Origin of the sequence: Paraburkholderia dinghuensis (genome assembly GCF_003837865.1) — a bacterium.
GTDB lineage: Bacteria > Pseudomonadota > Gammaproteobacteria > Burkholderiales > Burkholderiaceae > Paraburkholderia > Paraburkholderia dinghuensis.
Genome location: NZ_RQIS01000005.1, coordinates 186,528 through 204,137, shown reverse-complemented (window position 1 = coordinate 204,137; position 17,610 = coordinate 186,528). Strand labels below are relative to the sequence as shown.

Here is a 17,610-nt window from a genome sequence, read left to right as displayed (position 1 = left end):
TTCGACATGCAACGGCATGTCACGTTCACGGCGCTGCCGCTTGCCTGTGTGAGCCGGTTGCTTCCTGGACGGGTTCGCGTACAGGCGTGAGGCGTGAGCTTGCTCGCGGGCCGGCGCTTCGTGGGAAGCGCCGGCCCGAGGGATCATACGTGTTAATCGCCGCCTCTCAGGCCAAGGCCCGGCAACGTGTCCGTGCCTTCAACTGCAACGGCGTGCAACAGGTGCGGATCGAGATCGAGCGCCTTGAGGATGGTGGGCGCAACCTGCGTGGTCTGGACGCGCTCATCGACACGGTGACCCGCATGGTGCAGTCCCGCGAACGAAACGACGAGGCCTAGATGGCTGTCGTCGGGCGCGTTGCCGCCATGCTCCTCATCCTTCGTTTTGCTCGACGTGTAGATCACGCCCGGATTCGGCTGGACGATGATATCGGGCGTGCGGCCTTGCGCCGGATCCCCGAAGCGCGACGCCAGTGCGTTACCTGAGAGGATGTACGCTTGCGGGCCATCCGCGCAGATGCCGGGTGCGTTGCACGAGAGGTTCTGCTTGAGCGTCGCGATCACGGCGTCGCGCTGCGATTGATCGCGCAGCCAGATGAGGCCCACGTCGTCGGTCTGGACCATGCCAGTGTCGACGAGACCCGTGCCATCGTTCAGATTGCCGCTCGCCGTGTTGAACTGGCCGAAGTTGCCATTCGGGTCGAGATAGTTGTTTGCTTCAAGCAGTTTCGTGAGCGTGTCGCCGTTCTTCACGAGCTTCGTGTGATCGGTCGGCGACTGGCCGTGCTTGGCCGTCACGATGATGAGCGTCGAATTGTAGAGATTCTGCTGCTTGAGCGCGTCAACGATTCTGCGGAGCGAATTGTCGATGTAGTTGATCGCGCCAGCCACTTGCGGACCCGGCGTGAAATCGGCGTCGAGATAGCCGCCGCCCGTGGCGACCGTGGCCTTTTGCGCCACGCTCAGCGTCTGGAAATTCGCACCGAACAACGTCGGCACGGGCTCGTTGCGAGTGCCCGTGGAGTCCTTGCCACCTATCTCGTTGATGAGTGCCTGCACGTGGTAATCATCGAACTTTTCGGTGTGCGTGTACGTGTCGAGGTAATAGCTGTTCGTGGCGGGGTCGATCGAATTGATCTCGGTGCGCGCCAGATCATCCACGCCGTGACCGGACGGGCCATTCAGCCAGTCGTAGCCCCACGCGTGTTTGTCGGCCCAGGCGGTGTGCGAATTGGGAACGTGCTGTTTGACGACCTCGAAGATCGTGTTCGTCTTCACGTAGTTGTGCGGATAGACGGGAACGCATTTGCCGCCCTCGCGCGCGTGCGGAATCGCTTGAGGATTGAACGCGCCGCCGCCGTCCAGATGCACGAGCGCGCCACCGTTTTCACCGTCGATACCCGTCGTCTCGTCGAACACGACGTTCCAGCCCTGCTTGCCGACGCAACCTGTGTCGCTGGGCGCGTAAAGCGTCCGGTCATACGAAACGTCATAGAAAAGGCCGGCGGTTTTTGGCGAACCACCCGTCACGAGCGCGGAGAGGCCGGGGAACGAATCGGAAAGACCCGGCGTATAGGCATTTGTATACGTGACGCCAGATTTCGCGAGAAGTGCGAGATTCGTGCAGGTATTGCCCGCGATGCAGCGCGCGACGTCCTGTTCATGCAAGCCGTCAAAGCTGATCAGCAAGACGTGTTTGATCTCATGCGTCTCACTCGCCTGTGCCGGCGCGAGTACGCCACTTAAGGCGAGTGCGCCTGCTCCGAGCGCCACCAGACCTGCCGACCACCTGCTTGCCTCTTTCATCGTTCACCTCGTTTGTATGTTGAGGAACATCGTGCGAAACCACGTAAATTTGCAGGGGTATTGCGGCGGAGCCATGTCCATTTGCTTTCAATTACATATTCTTACACTCGAGTCGCGCGGAGGATTTTCGGTTGCTCGATGGTCGATACGGGACGTGGGGATGGAGGCAAAGTCGTCCGACATGCCTTGCGAAAACGATGTCGTCGCAACAGCACTTCGTGGCAATCGGCGATGCGTGAGACGGGGCGCGTGAAGATCGAATACACGCGAATCGAATTCGGCCGGACGTGACCGGTGTGGCGCTCCAGGCCATCAGGCGATGTGGCGGTGAACTAGTAAGGATTCCGAAAACTGGAAACCGAGACTCGACGTGCGCCACCCGCATATCCGGACTTCGAAGAGGATCTGGGGGATCTGCAGCGTGAGTGGCGTTAGAACCAGCAGGCTGCGCAGCGCGATCGGCTACCCGAAAACAAAAACCCGGCGCGAGGCCGGGTTTCTTCATCCTGCGTGTTCCTGGCTGGAAGCCGGATCAGCACTCGCCCTTTTTGGCGTGTCCGGGCGGGCAGTGCCAACCCTTATCGTGGTGGTGGTGCTTTTCCCATTCGTCCCGGTTCCAGTAGCGACGACCGTCCCAATAGCGGTCGCCGTGCCATCCGGGCGTGACGACGACGGCGGGCGGCGGCGCGACCACAACAGCGCCGGGCGTACCCACATTGATGCCGACATTGACATCAGCCGCGTGTGCGGTGCTGGTCAGGCTGATAGAGGCAGAGACGAACGCCAACTGTACGAGTGCGTGTTTCTTCATGGAAAAGCCTCCAAAAATATGAACGTCTGCTCGGGGCGGATTTCACTGGACAACAAAAAACCCGCACGAAGGCGGGTTCATTGGCGCGACGGATGCTTGCAGGATATACGTGGGTTTTGCCCACGTAGAGCCCAAATTCGGGGAAAAATCGCGTTCTCGAAACTTGGCTGAATCGCGCAAAGCCTTAAAAGGCTTTGGTTGCGGGGGTAGGATTTGAACCTACGACCTTCGGGTTATGAGCCCGACGAGCTGCCAGACTGCTCCACCCCGCGTCCGTCGAAGAAAAGAATTATAAGGCTATTGAAACCATATTGCAACATGAATCGACGTTTCGCCTTCTAACCGACTGCAGCCCGATTGAGAAACGCTTGCCGCAGCGAGGACATCTGGGGCCAGGCTAGAATCGTAAATCCAGTCGGCGCCAGCTTACTTCCGGGCGGCTACGTCCCGGCGTTGCAGCAGCGCCGTCGCCATTACGGTTCGTCTCCATGGACATCGCACACGATCTGCAGACGATCGCCGCGCAGGAACAGGCGCTCGTTTTCCCCCGGTTCGACGCAGCCCGTGCGTGGGCACTCGGTTCACATCTGCACGAACTCGCTGTCGCGCGTTCGCTGGTGGTCGCCATCGATGTGCGTACGTTCGGGCAACCGCTCTTCTTCAGCGCGCTTGAAGGCACGACGCCCGACAACGTCGACTGGGTGCGGCGCAAGTCGCGCGTCGTCGAGCATTTCCGGCGCAGCTCGTACTCGATCGGCCTGCGCATGCAGCAAGCGGGCACCACGCTCGCCGAGAAGCACGGCCTGTCCGTTGTCGACTATGCGCCACACGGCGGATCGTTTCCGCTTGCCGTTGTGGGGGCAGGGGTGATCGGCTCGGTGACGGTGTCGGGGTTGCCTCAGCGCGCCGATCACGAACTCGTCGTCGAAGCGCTATGCGCGCACCTCGGCGTTGAGTACGCCCAGCTTGCCCTCGGAAAGGCGTGACGCGATGCGGCTGAACGCGTGGACCTGGCTCGTCGTCGCCATCATCGCCGAAGTCGTCGCGACGTCCGCGCTGCGGGCATCGAACGGCTTCACGCGCCTCGTGCCCTCGTTGATTGTCGTCGCGGGTTACGCGCTCGCGTTCTATGGGCTTGCGCTCACGCTGACGACCATTCCAGTGGGCATCGTCTATGCGGTGTGGTCCGGCGTGGGCATCGTACTGATCACGCTGGTCGCGATGGCGCTCTACCGTCAGGTGCCGGATCTTCCCGCCGTGCTGGGCCTCGGGTTGATCGTGGCGGGTGTCGTCGTGCTCAACGTCTTCTCGAAGATGGAAGCGCACTGAGGTGTCGTGGTTGCGCGAGCAGCGCGCGGCCAACTATTAGCGTCGAAGGAACCGGCGGCATTCGTCTGCTTCCGTGTGCGCACCCGCACGCACGTTCGCGACGGCGCAGTGGGGCAAGGCGTAACATTGGCGGTCATTCCCGCCGGCCGCCGGTGCGGATTTTCTTCTGATGAATTGCCGACGAGGCTCGAGATGGACATCCGCTTTTCTTCCGACGCGCCGCTCTATCGCGATTCGAATCTGACCGTCGTGTTCGCCGCATTCGTCGATGGCGCACGCGTGCCGTGTGCGATTTCGGTGGAGGCGCTCGAAGATCATTTTGGCGCGCCGGCCGCGAGCCGCGATGCGTCGATGAAGGCTTTCAACGCTGGGCGCGCGCGCATCGAGCAGGTGGCCCGCGCGCACCTCGAACTCAGCAACGGCACGCCCGTCCTGCTCAAGAGCGGGCATTTTCCTCCGGGACGTCTCGCTGCGTAACGCCGTCCAGGGCGCATCGACGCGTGCGCCCGCGACAATGGCAATTGCCCACAATGGGAATTCCCGACCAAAAAGGCTCCTCAAACGCCGTCCAGCAACCGGCATTGCGACAGGCGCTGCGCGCTCGCATTCTCGATGCCGCGCGGCGCATCGTGACGCGCGATGGCTTTACGTCGCTATCGATGCGCAAGATCGCTGATGCGATTGGCTACTCGCCGGCATCGATCTACCTGTACTTCGAAAACCGCGACGAGATCGCGCGCGCACTCGGTCACGAGGGCCATGCGCAACTGCTTGCGCAGCTCGAACCGCTCGTGCTGATCGCGGATCCGCGCGAACGTCTTCGCGCACTCGCCCAAACGTATGTGGCATTCGGGAGGGCGCATCCGCAGACTTATCGGGCGGTGTTTATCGACGTGCCCGGCGCCGCGGATCCGGGCGGACAGATTGTGGCGTTATTTGCCGATGCCCTCGATGCAGTGCATGGCGCCGATGGGGCGGCGCGCGCCGAGGCGTTCTGGGCAACGCTGCACGGCATGGTGGCGCTTTCGCTCACTTGTCCCGGTTTTCCGCGCTCTCCGCTTGGGCAAGTCGTGGATGCGGCACTGGACGCCTGGTCAGGTGCGCAAGCCGGCGCGCCAACGGACGCTGGAACGTGCGTCGCGAAGAGAACGAAGGCATCGACGACGTGATAGCCTCACAAGCCTGACCTCGCTAACGTCGAGTGTTTTCACTGGACTTTCGATTTCTCGTGTCGCCATGTCACCGGTAGCCCTTTCTGCCAGCAACGATGACCAGTACGTCGTCGCCCGCGTAGCAAACCGCATCGGCTTTATCGAGCTTGAGCGTCCGCAGGCGCTCAACGCGCTTACCACGGGCATGGTCAACGCGATGCTCGCCGCGCTCGTGCGTTGGCGCGACGATCCGGACGTGCTCGCGGTGGTCGTGCTCTCGCGTCACGCGCGATCGTTTTGCGCCGGCGGCGACATCCGTTTTCTCTACGAGTCATTCCGCGCCGGCGATCAGGCTGCGCTCGACGCGTTCTTCTCCGACGAATACCGCCTCAATCACGCGATATTTACCTATCCGAAGCCCTATGTCGCGTTTATGAACGGTGTGGTGATGGGCGGCGGCATGGGCATATCGCAGGGCGCTTATCGCACGGGCGGTCTGCGGGTGGTGGGGCCGTCGACGCGTGTGGCGATGCCTGAAACGCGCATCGGCCTCTTTCCGGACGTGGGCATGGGCTGGTTTCTCGCGCGCACGCCTGGTGCGCTCGGCCGCTATCTTGCTGTGAGCGGCGAGACGGTCGACGCCGCCTGCGCGCTTTACGCGGGTCTCGCAGACGTTTATCTCGACGATGCCGCCTGGCCGGCGCTCATCGATACACTGGAAACGGAGCCGTTCGCGTCGGGCGAGGAACTCGTCGCGCGTATCCGGCGCGAGGCCGCGACTCCCGAGATCACGCAGCAGACCGCGGACGCATGTGCGCTTGCGGCGGCACGAGCGTGGATCGACAGGCATTTTTCGCACACGGACGTACCGGCTATCCTGGCGTCGCTTGAAGCCGCGACGCGTGACGCCGGAAGCCCCGACACATCAGAGGCCGAGTGGGCCGGACAGATGATCGGTGTGCTGCGCGAGCGTTCGCCGCTGTCGATGGCGGTGTCGCTGGAAGTCGTGTCGCGCGCGGAGGACTCGATGGCGGACGTGTTGCGCCGCGATCTCGATCTCACGCGATCGAGTTTCGCGCAGGGCGATGTGATGGAAGGGATACGCGCGCGCATCATCGACAAGGACAATCGTCCGACGTGGCGTTTCGCGCGCATCGAGGATGTGACGGCGAGCGACGTCGAGAAAATGTTCGAGAGCCCATGGACGGTCGAGGACCATCCGCTGCGCGATTTGATGGAGTGAGCCGCGCCTCACTTGTCTGCCGGGCGCGCGTCGTTCAGTCCTCGACGGTTTCGCTCATCAGTGCACGCATGAACACGAGTGCACCCCATCCCCACATGGCGTTCGACGCAAACCCCATCGCGAGGCGCGGCAGCATGTTGCCGCTCGGCCAGATGCCGCGCAACGGATCGACGACGAACACCATCCCCGCCGTGAGCACGAGGCCGCCGAATACGAACGCCGGCACCCACGGCGCGGGCCGCGAAGGCGACACGCGCAGCAGCCACGCCATCGGCACGGCCCAGATGGCGCTCCAGAAGGCGTTCACGAGAAACTCCGGCAAGCCGAGGGGCACGAACGGTTGTGTCGAAAAGCCCGATGCGTCGATGAACTGTGCCGCATGCAGCAGCGCGAGCGTAGCTTCGCGAAAGAACAGCGACGCCAGAAAGCCCGATACGAACGGCAGAATCAGTTTTTGCATATGAAAAAGCGAAGGTGCAAAGCATCGGCACGTGGCGCGTAAAACCGCGCGAAGTGGCGCCCGTTACGGCCTGTTGGGCCGTTCAGGGCGTGCGCCATTATATCGGCGCATCGCGGCTGTGACTGCAGTGGCGTGCGTTCGAGCGTCGTACTCGTTATGAAAGTGAAAGGGCGCCCGAAAATGACGACGCTGGTGAAGTCGGTGCTGGTGTCCGCCGCGCGGCAGTCGCGCGCGGGGGAGTGCTAGGATGGATTGTCTGCTTATGACGGAGACGGATCATGGAGCCGAAGGGCCTCGACATGGGCGACTACGAGGAGCACTACAAGGACTGCGACATCGAGGTTGCGGTCGAGCAGGTGCTGACGGGCGTGAAGGCGCATTTTCGCGTGCTGAAGGGCGATGCGGTCGTGCTCGACTGGCAACTCGTCCATATCGACCGGTTGTGGACGACTGAGCACGCAGCCGCGGAGGCGGGCTTCGACGCAGCGCGGGCGTGGATCGATGCACGTCCGGCATGAGGTTGATTAGTGTCCGCGTGGTGGTATCCCCGGGCGGAATGCTTTGGGGCGGTCGCTCGATCGCAAGTGCCCGCGGCTTAATCGTTGGTGGCCGGACGCGTCTTTTCCCAATGACGTAGTGTCGGTAACGTGTCGGCCCACGCGTAGAAGCGATTTCTGAACGGTACCTCGATATGGCGATGAAGCAGGACGTGCTGAGGGCCAATCCGGCTATGTTGTCAAATCGGATGTAATTCGCATTACTAATCTACCGCGCTCATTCCTGCCCGGCAACACCGGCTTTTCCAATTTGATCGAGTTGCGCGATCACATCGTCCGGCAGATCGAGCGTGGCAGCGGCCAGATTCTCGCGCAGGTGCGCAACGGACGACGTGCCGGGAATTAGCAGAATGTTCGGCGCGCGGCGTAGCAGCCAGGCAAGGGCGACTTGCATGGGAGTCGACCCGAGACGGGCAGCGACGTCGGAGAGGCTCGATGACTGCAGCGGCGTGAAACCGCCCAACGGGAAGAAGGGCACGTAGGCAATCCCATCGCGGGCGAGATCGTCGATCAAGGCGTCGTCGGCGCGATGCGCGATGTTGTAGTGGTTCTGAACACAGACGATTTCGCAGATCTGTCGCCCTTGCGCAATCTGCGTGGGCGTGACGTTGCTCAGTCCGATATGACGCACGAGCCCCTGTCGCTGCAATTCGGCGAGCGCAGTCAACGGCGCTTCGATCGATCCCTCCGCGGGCCCGTGCACGCCGAACATGCTGCGCAGATTGACCACGTCCAGTGTGTCGAGGCCGAGGTTGCGCAGGTTGTCGTGCACCGCGCGGGTCAGTTCGTCGGCTGAAAACGCGGGCAGCCATGAGGCATCGTCGCCGCGCCGCGCGCCGAGCTTGGTCACGATGACAAGATCGTCGCGATACGGATGCAGCGCCTCGCGAATCAATTGATTGGTCACATGGGGACCGTAGAAGTCGCTGGTATCGATGTGATTGACGCCGGATTCAACCGCCTCGCGCAATACCGCCAGCGCGGCGTCGCGATCCCTGGGCGGTCCGAATACGCCGGGACCTGCGAGCTGCATGGCGCCGTAACCGAGCCGATTGACGACGGAATCGCCGAGCTTGAATGCACCGGATGACTGGACACTGGACATACCGTTCTCCTTGCAGTGGATGACCAGAGCTTAGAACTTGAATCATTGGTCGATAAGCCATCATAATCCGCACAGGTTGTACGGGGATACGCACAATGCAGATCGATCTCTCTGATTTGAACGCTTTTGTGGCGGTTGCGCGGGCGAAGGGCTTCCGGGAGGGGGCTCGCGCCATCGGCTCCAGCGCGTCCGGGCTGAGCGAGGCGGTCCGCCGGCTGGAAGCGCGGCTCGGTGTAAGACTTCTGCACCGCACGACGCGCAGCGTGGTGCCCACCGAGGCGGGCGAGCGCCTGCTCGAACGTCTGCGCCCCGCGTTGAACGAAGTGGAAGCGGCACTCGACGTCGTCAATACCTTCCGCGACCGGCCGGCGGGCACGCTTCGGCTCAACGTGCCGCTCAGTGCGGCGCGCCTGATCCTTCCCGCCATCGTGCCTGGCTTTCTCGCCGCCTATCCTGAGATTCAGCTGGAAGTCATCGCCGAGGAGAGTTTTGTCGATGTGCTGGCGGCCGGATGCGATGCGGGCATCCGCTACGGCGAGCGGCTGGAGCAGGACATGATCGCCGTGCCGATCGGCCCGCGCACTCAGCGCTTCGCGACTGCCGCCTCGCCGGCTTACCTCGACCGTCGCGGGCGCCCGGCGCATCCGCGCGATCTGCTCGGCCACGCGTGCTTTCGCGGGCGTTTTGCGAGTGGGGCGATGCCGCCCTGGGAATATGAGCGGCATGGCGAAGTGGTGCGCGTCGATCCCACCGGCCCGTTGCTGGTTCAGGTCGGCGGGGCCGTGGATCTTCTCGTTGATGCCGCCGTTGCGGGGACCGGACTGGTCTCTCTCTTCGAAGACTGGCTACGTCCGCATTTCGAAAGTGGTGCGCTCGAACCTGTTCTCAAAGACTGGTGGCCCGCTTTTCCGGGCCCATTTCTCTACTATTCGGGGCGGCGTCTGGTGCCTGCGCCTTTGCGTGCGTTTGTCGACTTCATCAAGGCGAACTGACGCCGGAGCTGTACCGCTTCTATCGCGTCTTGGGTTGCCGGTACATGAGTGGCCGTTTCCATAGCGGTTCGCAAATGTCGTGCCGCTTCAATCGCTCAGGCCTCCACCGGATGCTCTCTGTCCCGATGATGGTCCGCGGCGAGGAACATATACATCGCGGGCACGACGAACAGCGTGAATAGCGTGCCGATCGACAGCCCCGTGAAGATCACGAGCCCCATCGCGTTGCGCCCGGCCGCGCCCGCACCCGATGCGATCACGAGCGGCAGCACGCCCAGCACCATCGCGGCCGTCGTCATCAGGATTGGCCGCAAACGCACGCCGGCCGCTTCTTCGAGTGCTTCGCGCTTGCCACGCCCCGTGCGTTGCAGTTCGTTCGCGAACTGCACGATCAGAATGCCGTGCTTGCTGACGAGGCCCATCAGCGTGACTAGACCCACTTGCGTGTAGATATTGAGCGTCGTAAGGCCCACGTTGATGAAAATCAGCGCGCCGAACAGCGCCATCGGTACCGACACGAGAATCACGACCGGATCGCGGAAGCTCTCGAACTGTGCGGCGAGCGCGAGAAACACGATGATCGTCGCGAGCAGCAGCGTAATCAGGAAGCCGCCGGACTCCTGCACGAATTGTCGCGACAGACCTGAATAGTCGGCCGTGTAGCCCGTGGGCGCGGCGTCGATGGTGGCTTTGCGCAGGAAGTCGAGCACTTCGCCCTGGGAGATGCCCGGCGCGACCACGCCGGAAATCGTTGCCGAATTGAGCTGCTGGAAGTGATTGATCGACTCGGGCACGACGTTCGGCTTAAGCGTCGTGACCGTCGCTGCAGGTATCACGCTGCCATCGGGTGTGCGCAAGTAATAGTCGAGCACTTGCGACGGGTTCAGCCGGTCCGTTTGCAGTACCTGCGGAATCACTTTGTACGAACGGCCCGCTATCGAAAAGTAGTTGACGTAGTTGCCGCCGAGCGCCGCGCCCAGCGCTTGCCCGACATCGCTTTGCGTCAGGCCGAGCGACGCGACTTTGTCGCGGTCCACGAGCAACACGCTTTCTGGTTTGTCGATCTTCAGATCGCTGTCGACGAAGAAGAACATGCCGCTTTCGCGCGCCTTTTGCAGCACGGCTTGCGACACTTCGTTGAGATTCTCGAACGGCTCCGTCGTGCTAATGACGAATTGCACGGGCAAACCTTGCGCGCCCGGCAGCGGCGGAAACTGAAACGCGGCGACACGCGCGCCCGCAATGCCGTTCCACTTCTCCTGCAATTCCTGCTGCAATTGCGTTGCGCTTTTCTTGCGCTTGTCCCACGTCTTGAAGAGCACGCCGCCGATGCCCTGGTTCAACGTCGGCGCGCCCGTGAGCTGGAACATCTGTGCGTATTCGGGGAACTGCTTCGAGATATCGAAGACCTGGTCCGCGTAGGTCTGCATCTGCTGGATCGTCGCATTGGGCGGCCCCTGGATCTGGGATAGCACGATGCCCTGGTCCTCCTGAGGGGCGAGCTCCGATTTCGACGTCATGAAGAGATACACGGCGCCGCACAGGAGCAGAGCGCCCATCACGATGAATACAGGCCACGTGTCGAGCATCGCATGTAACAGACGCCCGTAACCGTGACGCACGCGTTCGAACTGCCGGTTGACGAAGTGCGCGAAGCGGCCCGACTCCTGGTCCTTGCGGAAAAAGCGCGAGCACAACATCGGCGAAAGCGTCAACGCGATGACAGCCGACACCGTGACGGCCCCCGCCAGCGTGAACGCAAACTCGGTGAAAAGCGCGCCCGTTAGTCCGCCCTGAAAACCGATCGGCACGTACACGGCGATCAGCACGACTGTCATGGCGACAATCGGACCGCCGAGTTCGCGCGCGGCGATCAGGGCGGCTTCGAACGGCGGCTTGCCTTCTTCGTTCATATGCCGGTCGACGTTCTCGACCACGATGATTGCATCGTCGACGACGAGACCGATTGCGAGCACGAGCGCAAGCAAGGTCAGCAGATTGATCGAATAGCCGAGCACCTGCATCACGAAGAACGTGCCGATCAGCGAAAGCGGCATCGCGATCACGGGTACGATCACCGCGCGGAAACTGCCGAGGAAAAGAAAGATCACAGCCGTCACGATCAGCAGCGCTTCGATGAGGGTCTTCACCACTTCGACGATGGCGGTGTTGATGAAGTCGGTCGCGTCGTAGACGATGTCGCCCGTCATGCCGGTCGGGAACTGCTTCTGCAGGTCCGGGAAGACAACTTTCACGCGCTTCGCGACGTCGAGCACGTTCGCGTCGGGCGCCACCTTGATGCCGATGAACACCGATCGCTTGCCGCTGAACGCGACGTTGAAGTCGTAACTATCCGCACCGAGCACGACATTCGCGACGTCTTCGAGGCGCACGATAGAACCGTTCTTCTGCGTGACAACGAGCTTCTTGAAGTCCTCGACGGAATGCAGGTCGGTGCCGGCATTCAGATCGACGCTGATCATCTGGCCTTTGGTCGTGCCGAGCGTCGCAAGATAGTTGTTGTTGCCAAGTGCCGTGAAGACGTCGGAAGCCGTCACGTTGTGTGCGGCGAGCTTGCCCGAGTCGAGCCATGCGCGCAGCGCGAACTGGCGACCACCGAGAATTTCCGCCGTCTGTACGCCCTGGATCGAATCGAGTTTCGGCTTCACGACGCGCAGCAGATAATCCGTGACGTTGTTGCTTGGCAGCACGTCGCTGTAGAAACCCATGTACATCGCGTCGGTGGTCTGACCCACTTGCACGGTCAGCACCGGCTGTTGCGCTTGCGGCGGCAACTGGTTGCGCACCGATGCGATCTGCGTGTTGATCTGTGTGAGCGCGCGATTGGAGTCGTAGTTCAGGCGCAGCGTCGCGGTGATCGTCGAGACGCCCGTGCTGCTTGTCGACGACATGTAGTCGATGCCCTGCGCCTGCGCGATCGCGGCTTCGAGCGGCTGCGTGATGAAGCCGGCCATCGTGTCGGCGCTCGCGCCATAGTACGCGGTGGTGATCGTCACCACGCCGTTTTCGGTTTGCGGATACTCGCTGACTTTCAGCGCCGCGAGCGAGCGCAAGCCGAGCACGAGTATCAGCAGACTTACCACCGATGCGAGCACCGGACGTTCAATAAAGATGTCGGTGAATTTCATCGCGCGGCCTTTTATTGTTCCTGAGGCGTCGGATTCGGGTTGTTTGCAGGCAGCACGCGGTTGTCGATTACGAGCGGTGTGCCGTTTTTAAGTTTCAGCTGGCCGCTCGTCACGACCTGTGTGCCTTCGCTGATGCCTTTGAGAATCGCGACCTGGTCGCCGCGCGTTGGACCCGGCGTGACGAACACCTGTTGCGCGACCGGCATGATCTTGCCTTGCGCATTCTTCTTCTGGCCGGGCTTCACGACGAACACCGTCGCGCCATACGGGTTATAGGTGATCGCCGTTTGCGGCAAGGTCAGATAGCGCTCCACGCTGCCCGCATCGATCTTCACGTTCGCATACATGCCGGGCAGCAGCTTGCGCTCGCGATTGTCGACGGTCGCCTCTATCTGCACGTTGCGCGTCGCGCTGTCCACGCGTGGATTGATAGAGCGGATCTTGCCGTCGAACGCGCGATTGCCGAACGCATCCGTATCGACGACGATGGCCTGGCCGACCTGCAATTGCCCGAGTTGCTTTTGCGGCAGAAAGAAGTCGGCGTAGATGGGGTCGATGGCTTGAAGCGTGACGATGGTATCGCCCGGATTGATGTACTGGCCGGGATTGACCGTCGTGATACCGACGCGTCCCGCGAACGGCGCGCGTATCGTCTTCTTTTCGACGAGGGCGGCCTGCTGATCGACCTGGGCTTTTTTACTTTTGAGGTCGGCGGCGTCGGCGTCGAGCTGCGCCCTGGCAATTGCCTGAATGCCGAACTGCGCCTGGTCGCGCTTGTAGACCGTTTGCGCAAGTTCTGCTGCTGCTTGCAGCGACGCGAGCTGCGCGCGATCCGAATCGTCGTTCAGGCGCACGAGCACCTGGCCTGTCTTCACCTCCTGGCCGGAGTTGAACGCGATCTCGCGCACGAGTCCGGCCACTTCCGTCGTCACCTCGACGCCGCGCACTGCGCGCAGACTGCCCACGGCGGCGAGCTGTGGCTGCCATGTCTGATAGCTTGCAGTAGCAGCGGTTACGGTGGCGGCCGGCGCGGCGTTGCTCGCCATGAACTGCTTGATCATGTGCGCCCTGAAGAGATTGAAGCCGACCAGCGCGCCGAGCAGCAGGCCAACGCAGATCAGCATGATGATCATCCGCTTTGCCATCGGTTTTTTCGTCGTCATCGTCGCGTCCTTGCAGGACAAACAATTCTGCGTACGAGGGGAGTAAGCGCTAAAGCCCTGACTCCCGTCGACAGCTTTGCATGGGACCGGAGTAAGTGCCGAAGCGCTAACTCAGATCGACGGTTGAGGCACTTGCTCTTGCGGTGCTGCTACGGTCTGATCGCATGCGACGCGCGGCCACTGCGAGATATTCACTTCGGCGTAACCGGCGTGGGCTGGGCTGCCTGGCTCGTTGCCGTGTCGTTCCACCAGCCGCCGCCAAGCGCCTGGAACAGTGCCGCCGTGTCCGCGTAGCGCGCGGCCTGCGCTTGCGCGAGATTCACGACGGTCTGCTGGTATTGACGTTGCGCATCGAGCAGCGCGAGATAGCTGACACCGCCGAGGCGAAACTGACCGCGCGTCAGGTCGAGCGAACCGCTGGCCGCGTGCCATGCTTCCGTCTGCGCCCGCAGGCCGGTTGCATCGTGTTCGAGCGCGCGCAGTGTGTCGGCGACATTCTCGAACGCGAGCAGCACCGTTTGCCGGTATTGCGCATTGGCCTGATCGAATGCAGCTTCTGCTGCGCGCTTTTGCGCGGTTAGCTGGCCGCCGTGAAAGATCGGCTGCGTGATGCCTGCGCCGATGTTCCAGATCATGTCGGCGTACTTGAGAAGGCCCGCGGGTGTCAACGCCTGCGGACCGTAACTCGCGGAGAGCGTGAGCTGCGGATACAGGTTCGCCGTCGCGACGCCGACCTGGGCGCTCGCCTGATGCAGCGTGGCGTCGGCGGCGAGAATGTCGGGGCGCTGCCGCACAAGCGACGACGGCACGCTGACCGGCAGCGTTTGCGGCAGCGTGAACATCGATAGCCTGAATTCAGGCACGTCCGTATCGCTCGGCGGCTTGCCCGCAAGGACCGCGAGCTGGTGACGCATCTGGTCGAGCGACTGATGCAGCGGCGGCAATGTCGCGCGTGTCTGCGCCACGAGCGTTTCCTGTGAAAGCACGGCGGCGCGGCTCACGCCACCCAGCTCGAACTGGTGGCGCAATACGCCGAGTTGCGCGTCTTCGTCGTCGGCGATGCGCGCGGTCGCGTCGATTTGCTCGCGCAGCGAGGCTTCCTTGATGGCCGCCGTCACGATGTTTGCGGACAACGCGAGATACGCGGCCTGCAACTGAAAGCCCTCGTAATCGACCTGCGAGCGCAGTGATTCGATTTCGCGCCTTCCGCCGCCGAACACGTCGAGGTTGTACGACACGTTCACCGAGGCGTTATAGAGGTTCAGCACTTCCGTGAGTTGAGGCTCGCCGAACGTGACGCCGTTGAACTTCTCGCGCGTCGCGTTGGCCCTCGCGTCGACGGACGGATACAGCGTGGTGCCCATTTGCGCGCGAAGATTTTCGGCGGCCTGCCTGAGCGCGGCTTGCGCCGCGGCGACGTTGGGGCTGTTGGCGAGCGCTTCGCGGATCAGAGCGTCGAGCGGCTCGCAATGGAAGAGCGTCCACCACTGGGCGGGAATGTCCAGGCCGGCCACGAACTGTTGCGGGCTGCCCGATGCGCCCGGCGAGGAGGCCGTTTGATCGGGTAGCGGGGTGGATGTGTAGGCGTCGGTAGCGGGCGGAGCGGGTGTACGGTAATCAGGGCCGACCGTGCAGCCGGAAAAGGCGATCAGGGCAGTGGCCAATGCGGCACGCGTGACCGTTTCGCACGTTGCATGGCGGTGAGGCGCACTGCGCGAATGCCAGTGCAACTGACTGCGACTGAAACTGCGGTTGACGTCATCGATCATGTATCCACCCTGTTTCACCGCGCGGAGGACGAACGAAACAGCCGGTGCAGCGTTTGAAATCATGCCACAACGGGTTCATGTGAACGGTGAACGGCGAATGTCCTGCAGGAGTCAGCCGCATGCGATTCCGGCTGCATTCCGCCTACGTGCAATCCGGCCTGGATTTGGCAGCGCGCCGGCAATCGACGTGAATCACCGGATTGGTTCGAGGTTCAATCGCTGGGGCAGTCGTTCAGCGGAACCTGGAAAGTCGTCCGCATAGTTTCTTTTTTGGCCAGCGATTCACGGAACCTAGGAGCGCGGTCCGGTGGGCGTGTTAGGCATTGTCGCAACGTCGTTGCGAGCAACGAGTGTGCGTCGGGCGCATTCATTCGGGAGCGGGCTCGAACCCCTGCGATGGCTTGGCGCCTTGCGCCAGCTGTTTCGCGGCGCAGTGGCCTTGCTGGGACGTCCGTTCGATTGTCGCCGTCGATGTCGACCGCGGCTCTCCGGGCGCAGCGACCGGTGGAGTCGGCATCGACCTGGATTGGGTCCGGTCGAGTCCAGTCACACACGGGTTGCACAGATTCCAGAAAGCAAAAAGCCCAGTCACATGGACTGGGCTTTTTGTCTGAATTCTCTGGGGTGGCTGATGGGACTCGAACCCACGACGACAGGAATCACAATCCTGGACTCTACCAACTGAGCTACAGCCACCACTGAACAACTTTCCCGGCATTCGCAGCATGATAGTGCGGCGTCAATCGAGAAAAAAGATTATATACACACTCTATTACGCTTGCCTAGCCTTTTATTCAAATATTTCGGCGGGTGTTTCGTTGGGCGTTTGCGCGTCCAAGGTCAAAGAAGAAGCGAGCAGATGCTCGCGTGCCGCGTCGAAGATAGCGAGATCGCCTTTCGCGAGCTTCCGGTTGTCGGAGAGCACGCGCCGCCAGCCGCGCGCACCCGAAACGCCGCGATAGAGCCCCAGCGCGTGACGTGTGATGGCCCCGAGATACGTGCCGCGCGCCATTTCGTGTGCGCAGTATTCAATCAGCTTCGCTTCGATCGCTTCGCGTGTGAGCGCCGGGTCGCTCGCGCCATAGAAGCGCGCGTCGACATCGGCCAGCACGTAGGGATTGTGATACGCCTCGCGGCCGAGCATCACGCCGTCGACGTGCTCCAGATGCGTCTCCACCTCATCGAGCGTCTTGATGCCGCCGTTGATGATGATCTCGAGCTGCGGGAAATCGCGCTTGAGTTGATACGCGTACTCGTATTTGAGCGGGGGAATCTCGCGGTTTTCCTTCGGGCTCAGACCCTTGAGAATCGCGTTGCGTGCATGGACGATGAACACATCGCACCCTGCCTCTGCGATCGTGCCGACGAAGTCACGCACGAACGAATACGCTTCGACGCTGTCGACGCCAATGCGGTGCTTTACGGTCACCGGCACCGAGACGACGTCGCGCATTGCCTTCACGCAGTCGGCCACCAGCTGCGGCTCGTTCATCAAACAAGCGCCGAACGCGCCACGCTGCACGCGCTCGGATGGACAGCCGCAGTTCAGATTGATCTCGTCATAGCCCCATTGTTCGCCGAGCTTTGCCGCGCGCGCGAGGTCATCGGGCTCGCTGCCGCCCAGTTGCAGCGCTACGGGCGCTTCGGCTGGCGTAAACGCGAGATGGCGCGGCACGTCGCCGTGGAGCAGGGCGCCCGTCGTCACCATCTCCGTGTATAGCCACGTGTGCCGGGAGATGAAACGGTGCAGCGAACGGCAGTGGCGATCGGTCCAGTCCATCATCGGCGCGACGGATACGCGACGAGGACTGGAAATACGGTTGGCGGACATGGCAGATCGGCGGGCTAGCGTGGAACAACCTTGCATTTTAACCCATCCGTCAAAACGCTCTTCGCGCTTCGCAAAACCTACGGAATCACTCCCGGTGTCCGTAAAACCCTCTTGAAGGTATGTATTCCGCGCCGGATTTTGTGCGTCGCAAAATTATTTCGATGACGCTTATTAGGGTCTGTCCGTCTGTCAGCCTTATGCGGATTGACTGTCAGGATTGTTTCCGAATCAGGAATGGTTAATTC

Annotated in this window: 15 protein-coding genes and 2 tRNA genes; 7 read left to right on the top strand and 10 right to left on the bottom strand. The window is 62.1% G+C overall.

Translation table 11 applies throughout. The annotated features are described in order from the left end of the window. Positions 1–152: 152 nt before the first annotated feature. The 3 genes from D1Y85_RS08895 to D1Y85_RS08885 form a co-directional block, all read right to left on the bottom strand. Entirely contained in the window at positions 153–1,805 is a 1,653-nt protein-coding gene (locus D1Y85_RS08895) for an alkaline phosphatase family protein (protein ID WP_124150683.1), read from the bottom strand. Between the two features lie 532 nt (positions 1,806–2,337). After that, positions 2,338–2,616, bottom strand: coding sequence for a hypothetical protein (locus D1Y85_RS08890; protein WP_124150682.1), 279 nt, complete (start codon positions 2,614–2,616; stop codon positions 2,338–2,340). A gap of 195 nt (positions 2,617–2,811) precedes the next feature. Beyond that, positions 2,812–2,888 (bottom strand) — tRNA-Met (locus D1Y85_RS08885). Positions 2,889–3,104: 216 nt separating this feature from the next. Here D1Y85_RS08885 and D1Y85_RS08880 point away from each other — a divergent pair. The 5 genes from D1Y85_RS08880 (at position 3,105) to D1Y85_RS08860 (ending at position 6,339) form a co-directional block, all read left to right on the top strand. Further along, positions 3,105–3,602, top strand: a complete 498-nt coding sequence (locus tag D1Y85_RS08880) for a heme-degrading domain-containing protein (RefSeq protein ID WP_124150681.1) — start codon at positions 3,105–3,107, stop codon at positions 3,600–3,602. Positions 3,603–3,612: 10 nt separating this feature from the next. Then, a complete protein-coding gene (locus tag D1Y85_RS08875) occupies positions 3,613–3,945 on the top strand; it encodes a DMT family transporter (protein WP_425466910.1) in 333 nt (110 codons plus the stop codon). A 192-nt stretch (positions 3,946–4,137) separates the two neighbouring features. Further along, a complete protein-coding gene (locus D1Y85_RS08870) occupies positions 4,138–4,422 on the top strand; it encodes a DUF1488 family protein (protein WP_124150679.1) in 285 nt (94 codons plus the stop codon). 53 nt (positions 4,423–4,475) lie between these two features. Further along, on the top strand, positions 4,476–5,114 hold the full coding sequence (locus D1Y85_RS08865) for a TetR/AcrR family transcriptional regulator (RefSeq protein WP_124150678.1): 639 nt from the start codon (positions 4,476–4,478) through the stop codon (positions 5,112–5,114). 67 nt (positions 5,115–5,181) lie between these two features. After that, positions 5,182–6,339, top strand: a complete 1,158-nt coding sequence (locus D1Y85_RS08860) for an enoyl-CoA hydratase/isomerase family protein (protein WP_124150677.1) — start codon at positions 5,182–5,184, stop codon at positions 6,337–6,339. Between the two features lie 34 nt (positions 6,340–6,373). Here the strand turns inward: D1Y85_RS08860 and D1Y85_RS08855 are convergent, their stop codons facing one another. Next, positions 6,374–6,799 carry a hypothetical protein gene (locus D1Y85_RS08855; RefSeq protein WP_124150676.1) on the bottom strand — a complete coding sequence of 142 codons (426 nt, stop codon included), beginning with the start codon at positions 6,797–6,799 and terminating at the stop codon, positions 6,374–6,376. Between the two features lie 278 nt (positions 6,800–7,077). On the opposite strand from D1Y85_RS08855, the gene D1Y85_RS08850 reads away from it, so the two are divergent. Then, complete coding sequence (locus D1Y85_RS08850) at positions 7,078–7,317, top strand: hypothetical protein (RefSeq protein WP_124150675.1); 240 nt, start codon at positions 7,078–7,080, stop codon at positions 7,315–7,317. A 256-nt stretch (positions 7,318–7,573) separates the two neighbouring features. On the opposite strand, the gene D1Y85_RS08845 is transcribed toward D1Y85_RS08850, so the two are convergent. Continuing rightward, positions 7,574–8,461, bottom strand: coding sequence for an aldo/keto reductase family oxidoreductase (locus tag D1Y85_RS08845; protein WP_124150674.1), 888 nt, complete (start codon positions 8,459–8,461; stop codon positions 7,574–7,576). Between the two features lie 95 nt (positions 8,462–8,556). Here D1Y85_RS08845 and D1Y85_RS08840 point away from each other — a divergent pair, with 95 nt between their 5' ends. Further along, entirely contained in the window at positions 8,557–9,453 is an 897-nt protein-coding gene (locus D1Y85_RS08840) for a LysR family transcriptional regulator (protein ID WP_124150673.1), read from the top strand. A 95-nt stretch (positions 9,454–9,548) separates the two neighbouring features. Here the strand turns inward: D1Y85_RS08840 and D1Y85_RS08835 are convergent, their stop codons facing one another. The 5 genes from D1Y85_RS08835 to dusA all read right to left on the bottom strand — a co-directional run bounded on the left by D1Y85_RS08835 (position 9,549) and on the right by dusA (position 17,365). Continuing rightward, positions 9,549–12,602, bottom strand: a complete 3,054-nt coding sequence (locus D1Y85_RS08835; RefSeq protein WP_124150672.1) for an efflux RND transporter permease subunit — start codon at positions 12,600–12,602, stop codon at positions 9,549–9,551. 11 nt (positions 12,603–12,613) lie between these two features. Then, positions 12,614–13,765 (bottom strand): efflux RND transporter periplasmic adaptor subunit, encoded by a 1,152-nt coding sequence (locus D1Y85_RS08830; protein ID WP_124150671.1) that lies wholly within the window; start codon positions 13,763–13,765, stop codon positions 12,614–12,616. 191 nt (positions 13,766–13,956) lie between these two features. Then, the gene (locus D1Y85_RS08825) at positions 13,957–15,534 is read right to left on the bottom strand and encodes an efflux transporter outer membrane subunit (protein ID WP_124150670.1); all 1,578 of its coding nucleotides are present in this window, start codon (positions 15,532–15,534) and stop codon (positions 13,957–13,959) included. Between the two features lie 620 nt (positions 15,535–16,154). Further along, a tRNA-His gene (locus tag D1Y85_RS08820) sits at positions 16,155–16,230 on the bottom strand. Between the two features lie 94 nt (positions 16,231–16,324). Continuing rightward, entirely contained in the window at positions 16,325–17,365 is a 1,041-nt protein-coding gene (gene dusA, locus D1Y85_RS08815; protein ID WP_246024826.1) for a tRNA dihydrouridine(20/20a) synthase DusA, read from the bottom strand. Positions 17,366–17,610 lie beyond the last annotated feature (245 nt).

What these genes read in the sequence shown, in the direction of transcription:
- D1Y85_RS08880 (WP_124150681.1), top strand. Translation starts at nt 3,105, where the DNA reads ATGGACATCGCACACGATCTGCAGACGATCGCCGCGCAGGAACAGGCG.
- D1Y85_RS08835 (WP_124150672.1), bottom strand. Translation starts at nt 12,602, where the DNA reads ATGAAATTCACCGACATCTTTATTGAACGTCCGGTGCTCGCATCGGTG.
- D1Y85_RS08870 (WP_124150679.1), top strand. Translation starts at nt 4,138, where the DNA reads ATGGACATCCGCTTTTCTTCCGACGCGCCGCTCTATCGCGATTCGAAT.
- D1Y85_RS08890 (WP_124150682.1), bottom strand. Translation starts at nt 2,616, where the DNA reads ATGAAGAAACACGCACTCGTACAGTTGGCGTTCGTCTCTGCCTCTATC.
- D1Y85_RS08840 (WP_124150673.1), top strand. Translation starts at nt 8,557, where the DNA reads ATGCAGATCGATCTCTCTGATTTGAACGCTTTTGTGGCGGTTGCGCGG.
- D1Y85_RS08850 (WP_124150675.1), top strand. Translation starts at nt 7,078, where the DNA reads ATGGAGCCGAAGGGCCTCGACATGGGCGACTACGAGGAGCACTACAAG.
- D1Y85_RS08860 (WP_124150677.1), top strand. Translation starts at nt 5,182, where the DNA reads ATGTCACCGGTAGCCCTTTCTGCCAGCAACGATGACCAGTACGTCGTC.
- dusA (WP_246024826.1), bottom strand. Translation starts at nt 17,365, where the DNA reads ATGTCCGCCAACCGTATTTCCAGTCCTCGTCGCGTATCCGTCGCGCCG.
- D1Y85_RS08830 (WP_124150671.1), bottom strand. Translation starts at nt 13,765, where the DNA reads ATGACGACGAAAAAACCGATGGCAAAGCGGATGATCATCATGCTGATC.
- D1Y85_RS08865 (WP_124150678.1), top strand. Translation starts at nt 4,476, where the DNA reads ATGGGAATTCCCGACCAAAAAGGCTCCTCAAACGCCGTCCAGCAACCG.
- D1Y85_RS08895 (WP_124150683.1), bottom strand. Translation starts at nt 1,805, where the DNA reads ATGAAAGAGGCAAGCAGGTGGTCGGCAGGTCTGGTGGCGCTCGGAGCA.
- D1Y85_RS08845 (WP_124150674.1), bottom strand. Translation starts at nt 8,461, where the DNA reads ATGTCCAGTGTCCAGTCATCCGGTGCATTCAAGCTCGGCGATTCCGTC.
- D1Y85_RS08855 (WP_124150676.1), bottom strand. Translation starts at nt 6,799, where the DNA reads ATGCAAAAACTGATTCTGCCGTTCGTATCGGGCTTTCTGGCGTCGCTG.
- D1Y85_RS08825 (WP_124150670.1), bottom strand. Translation starts at nt 15,534, where the DNA reads ATGATCGATGACGTCAACCGCAGTTTCAGTCGCAGTCAGTTGCACTGG.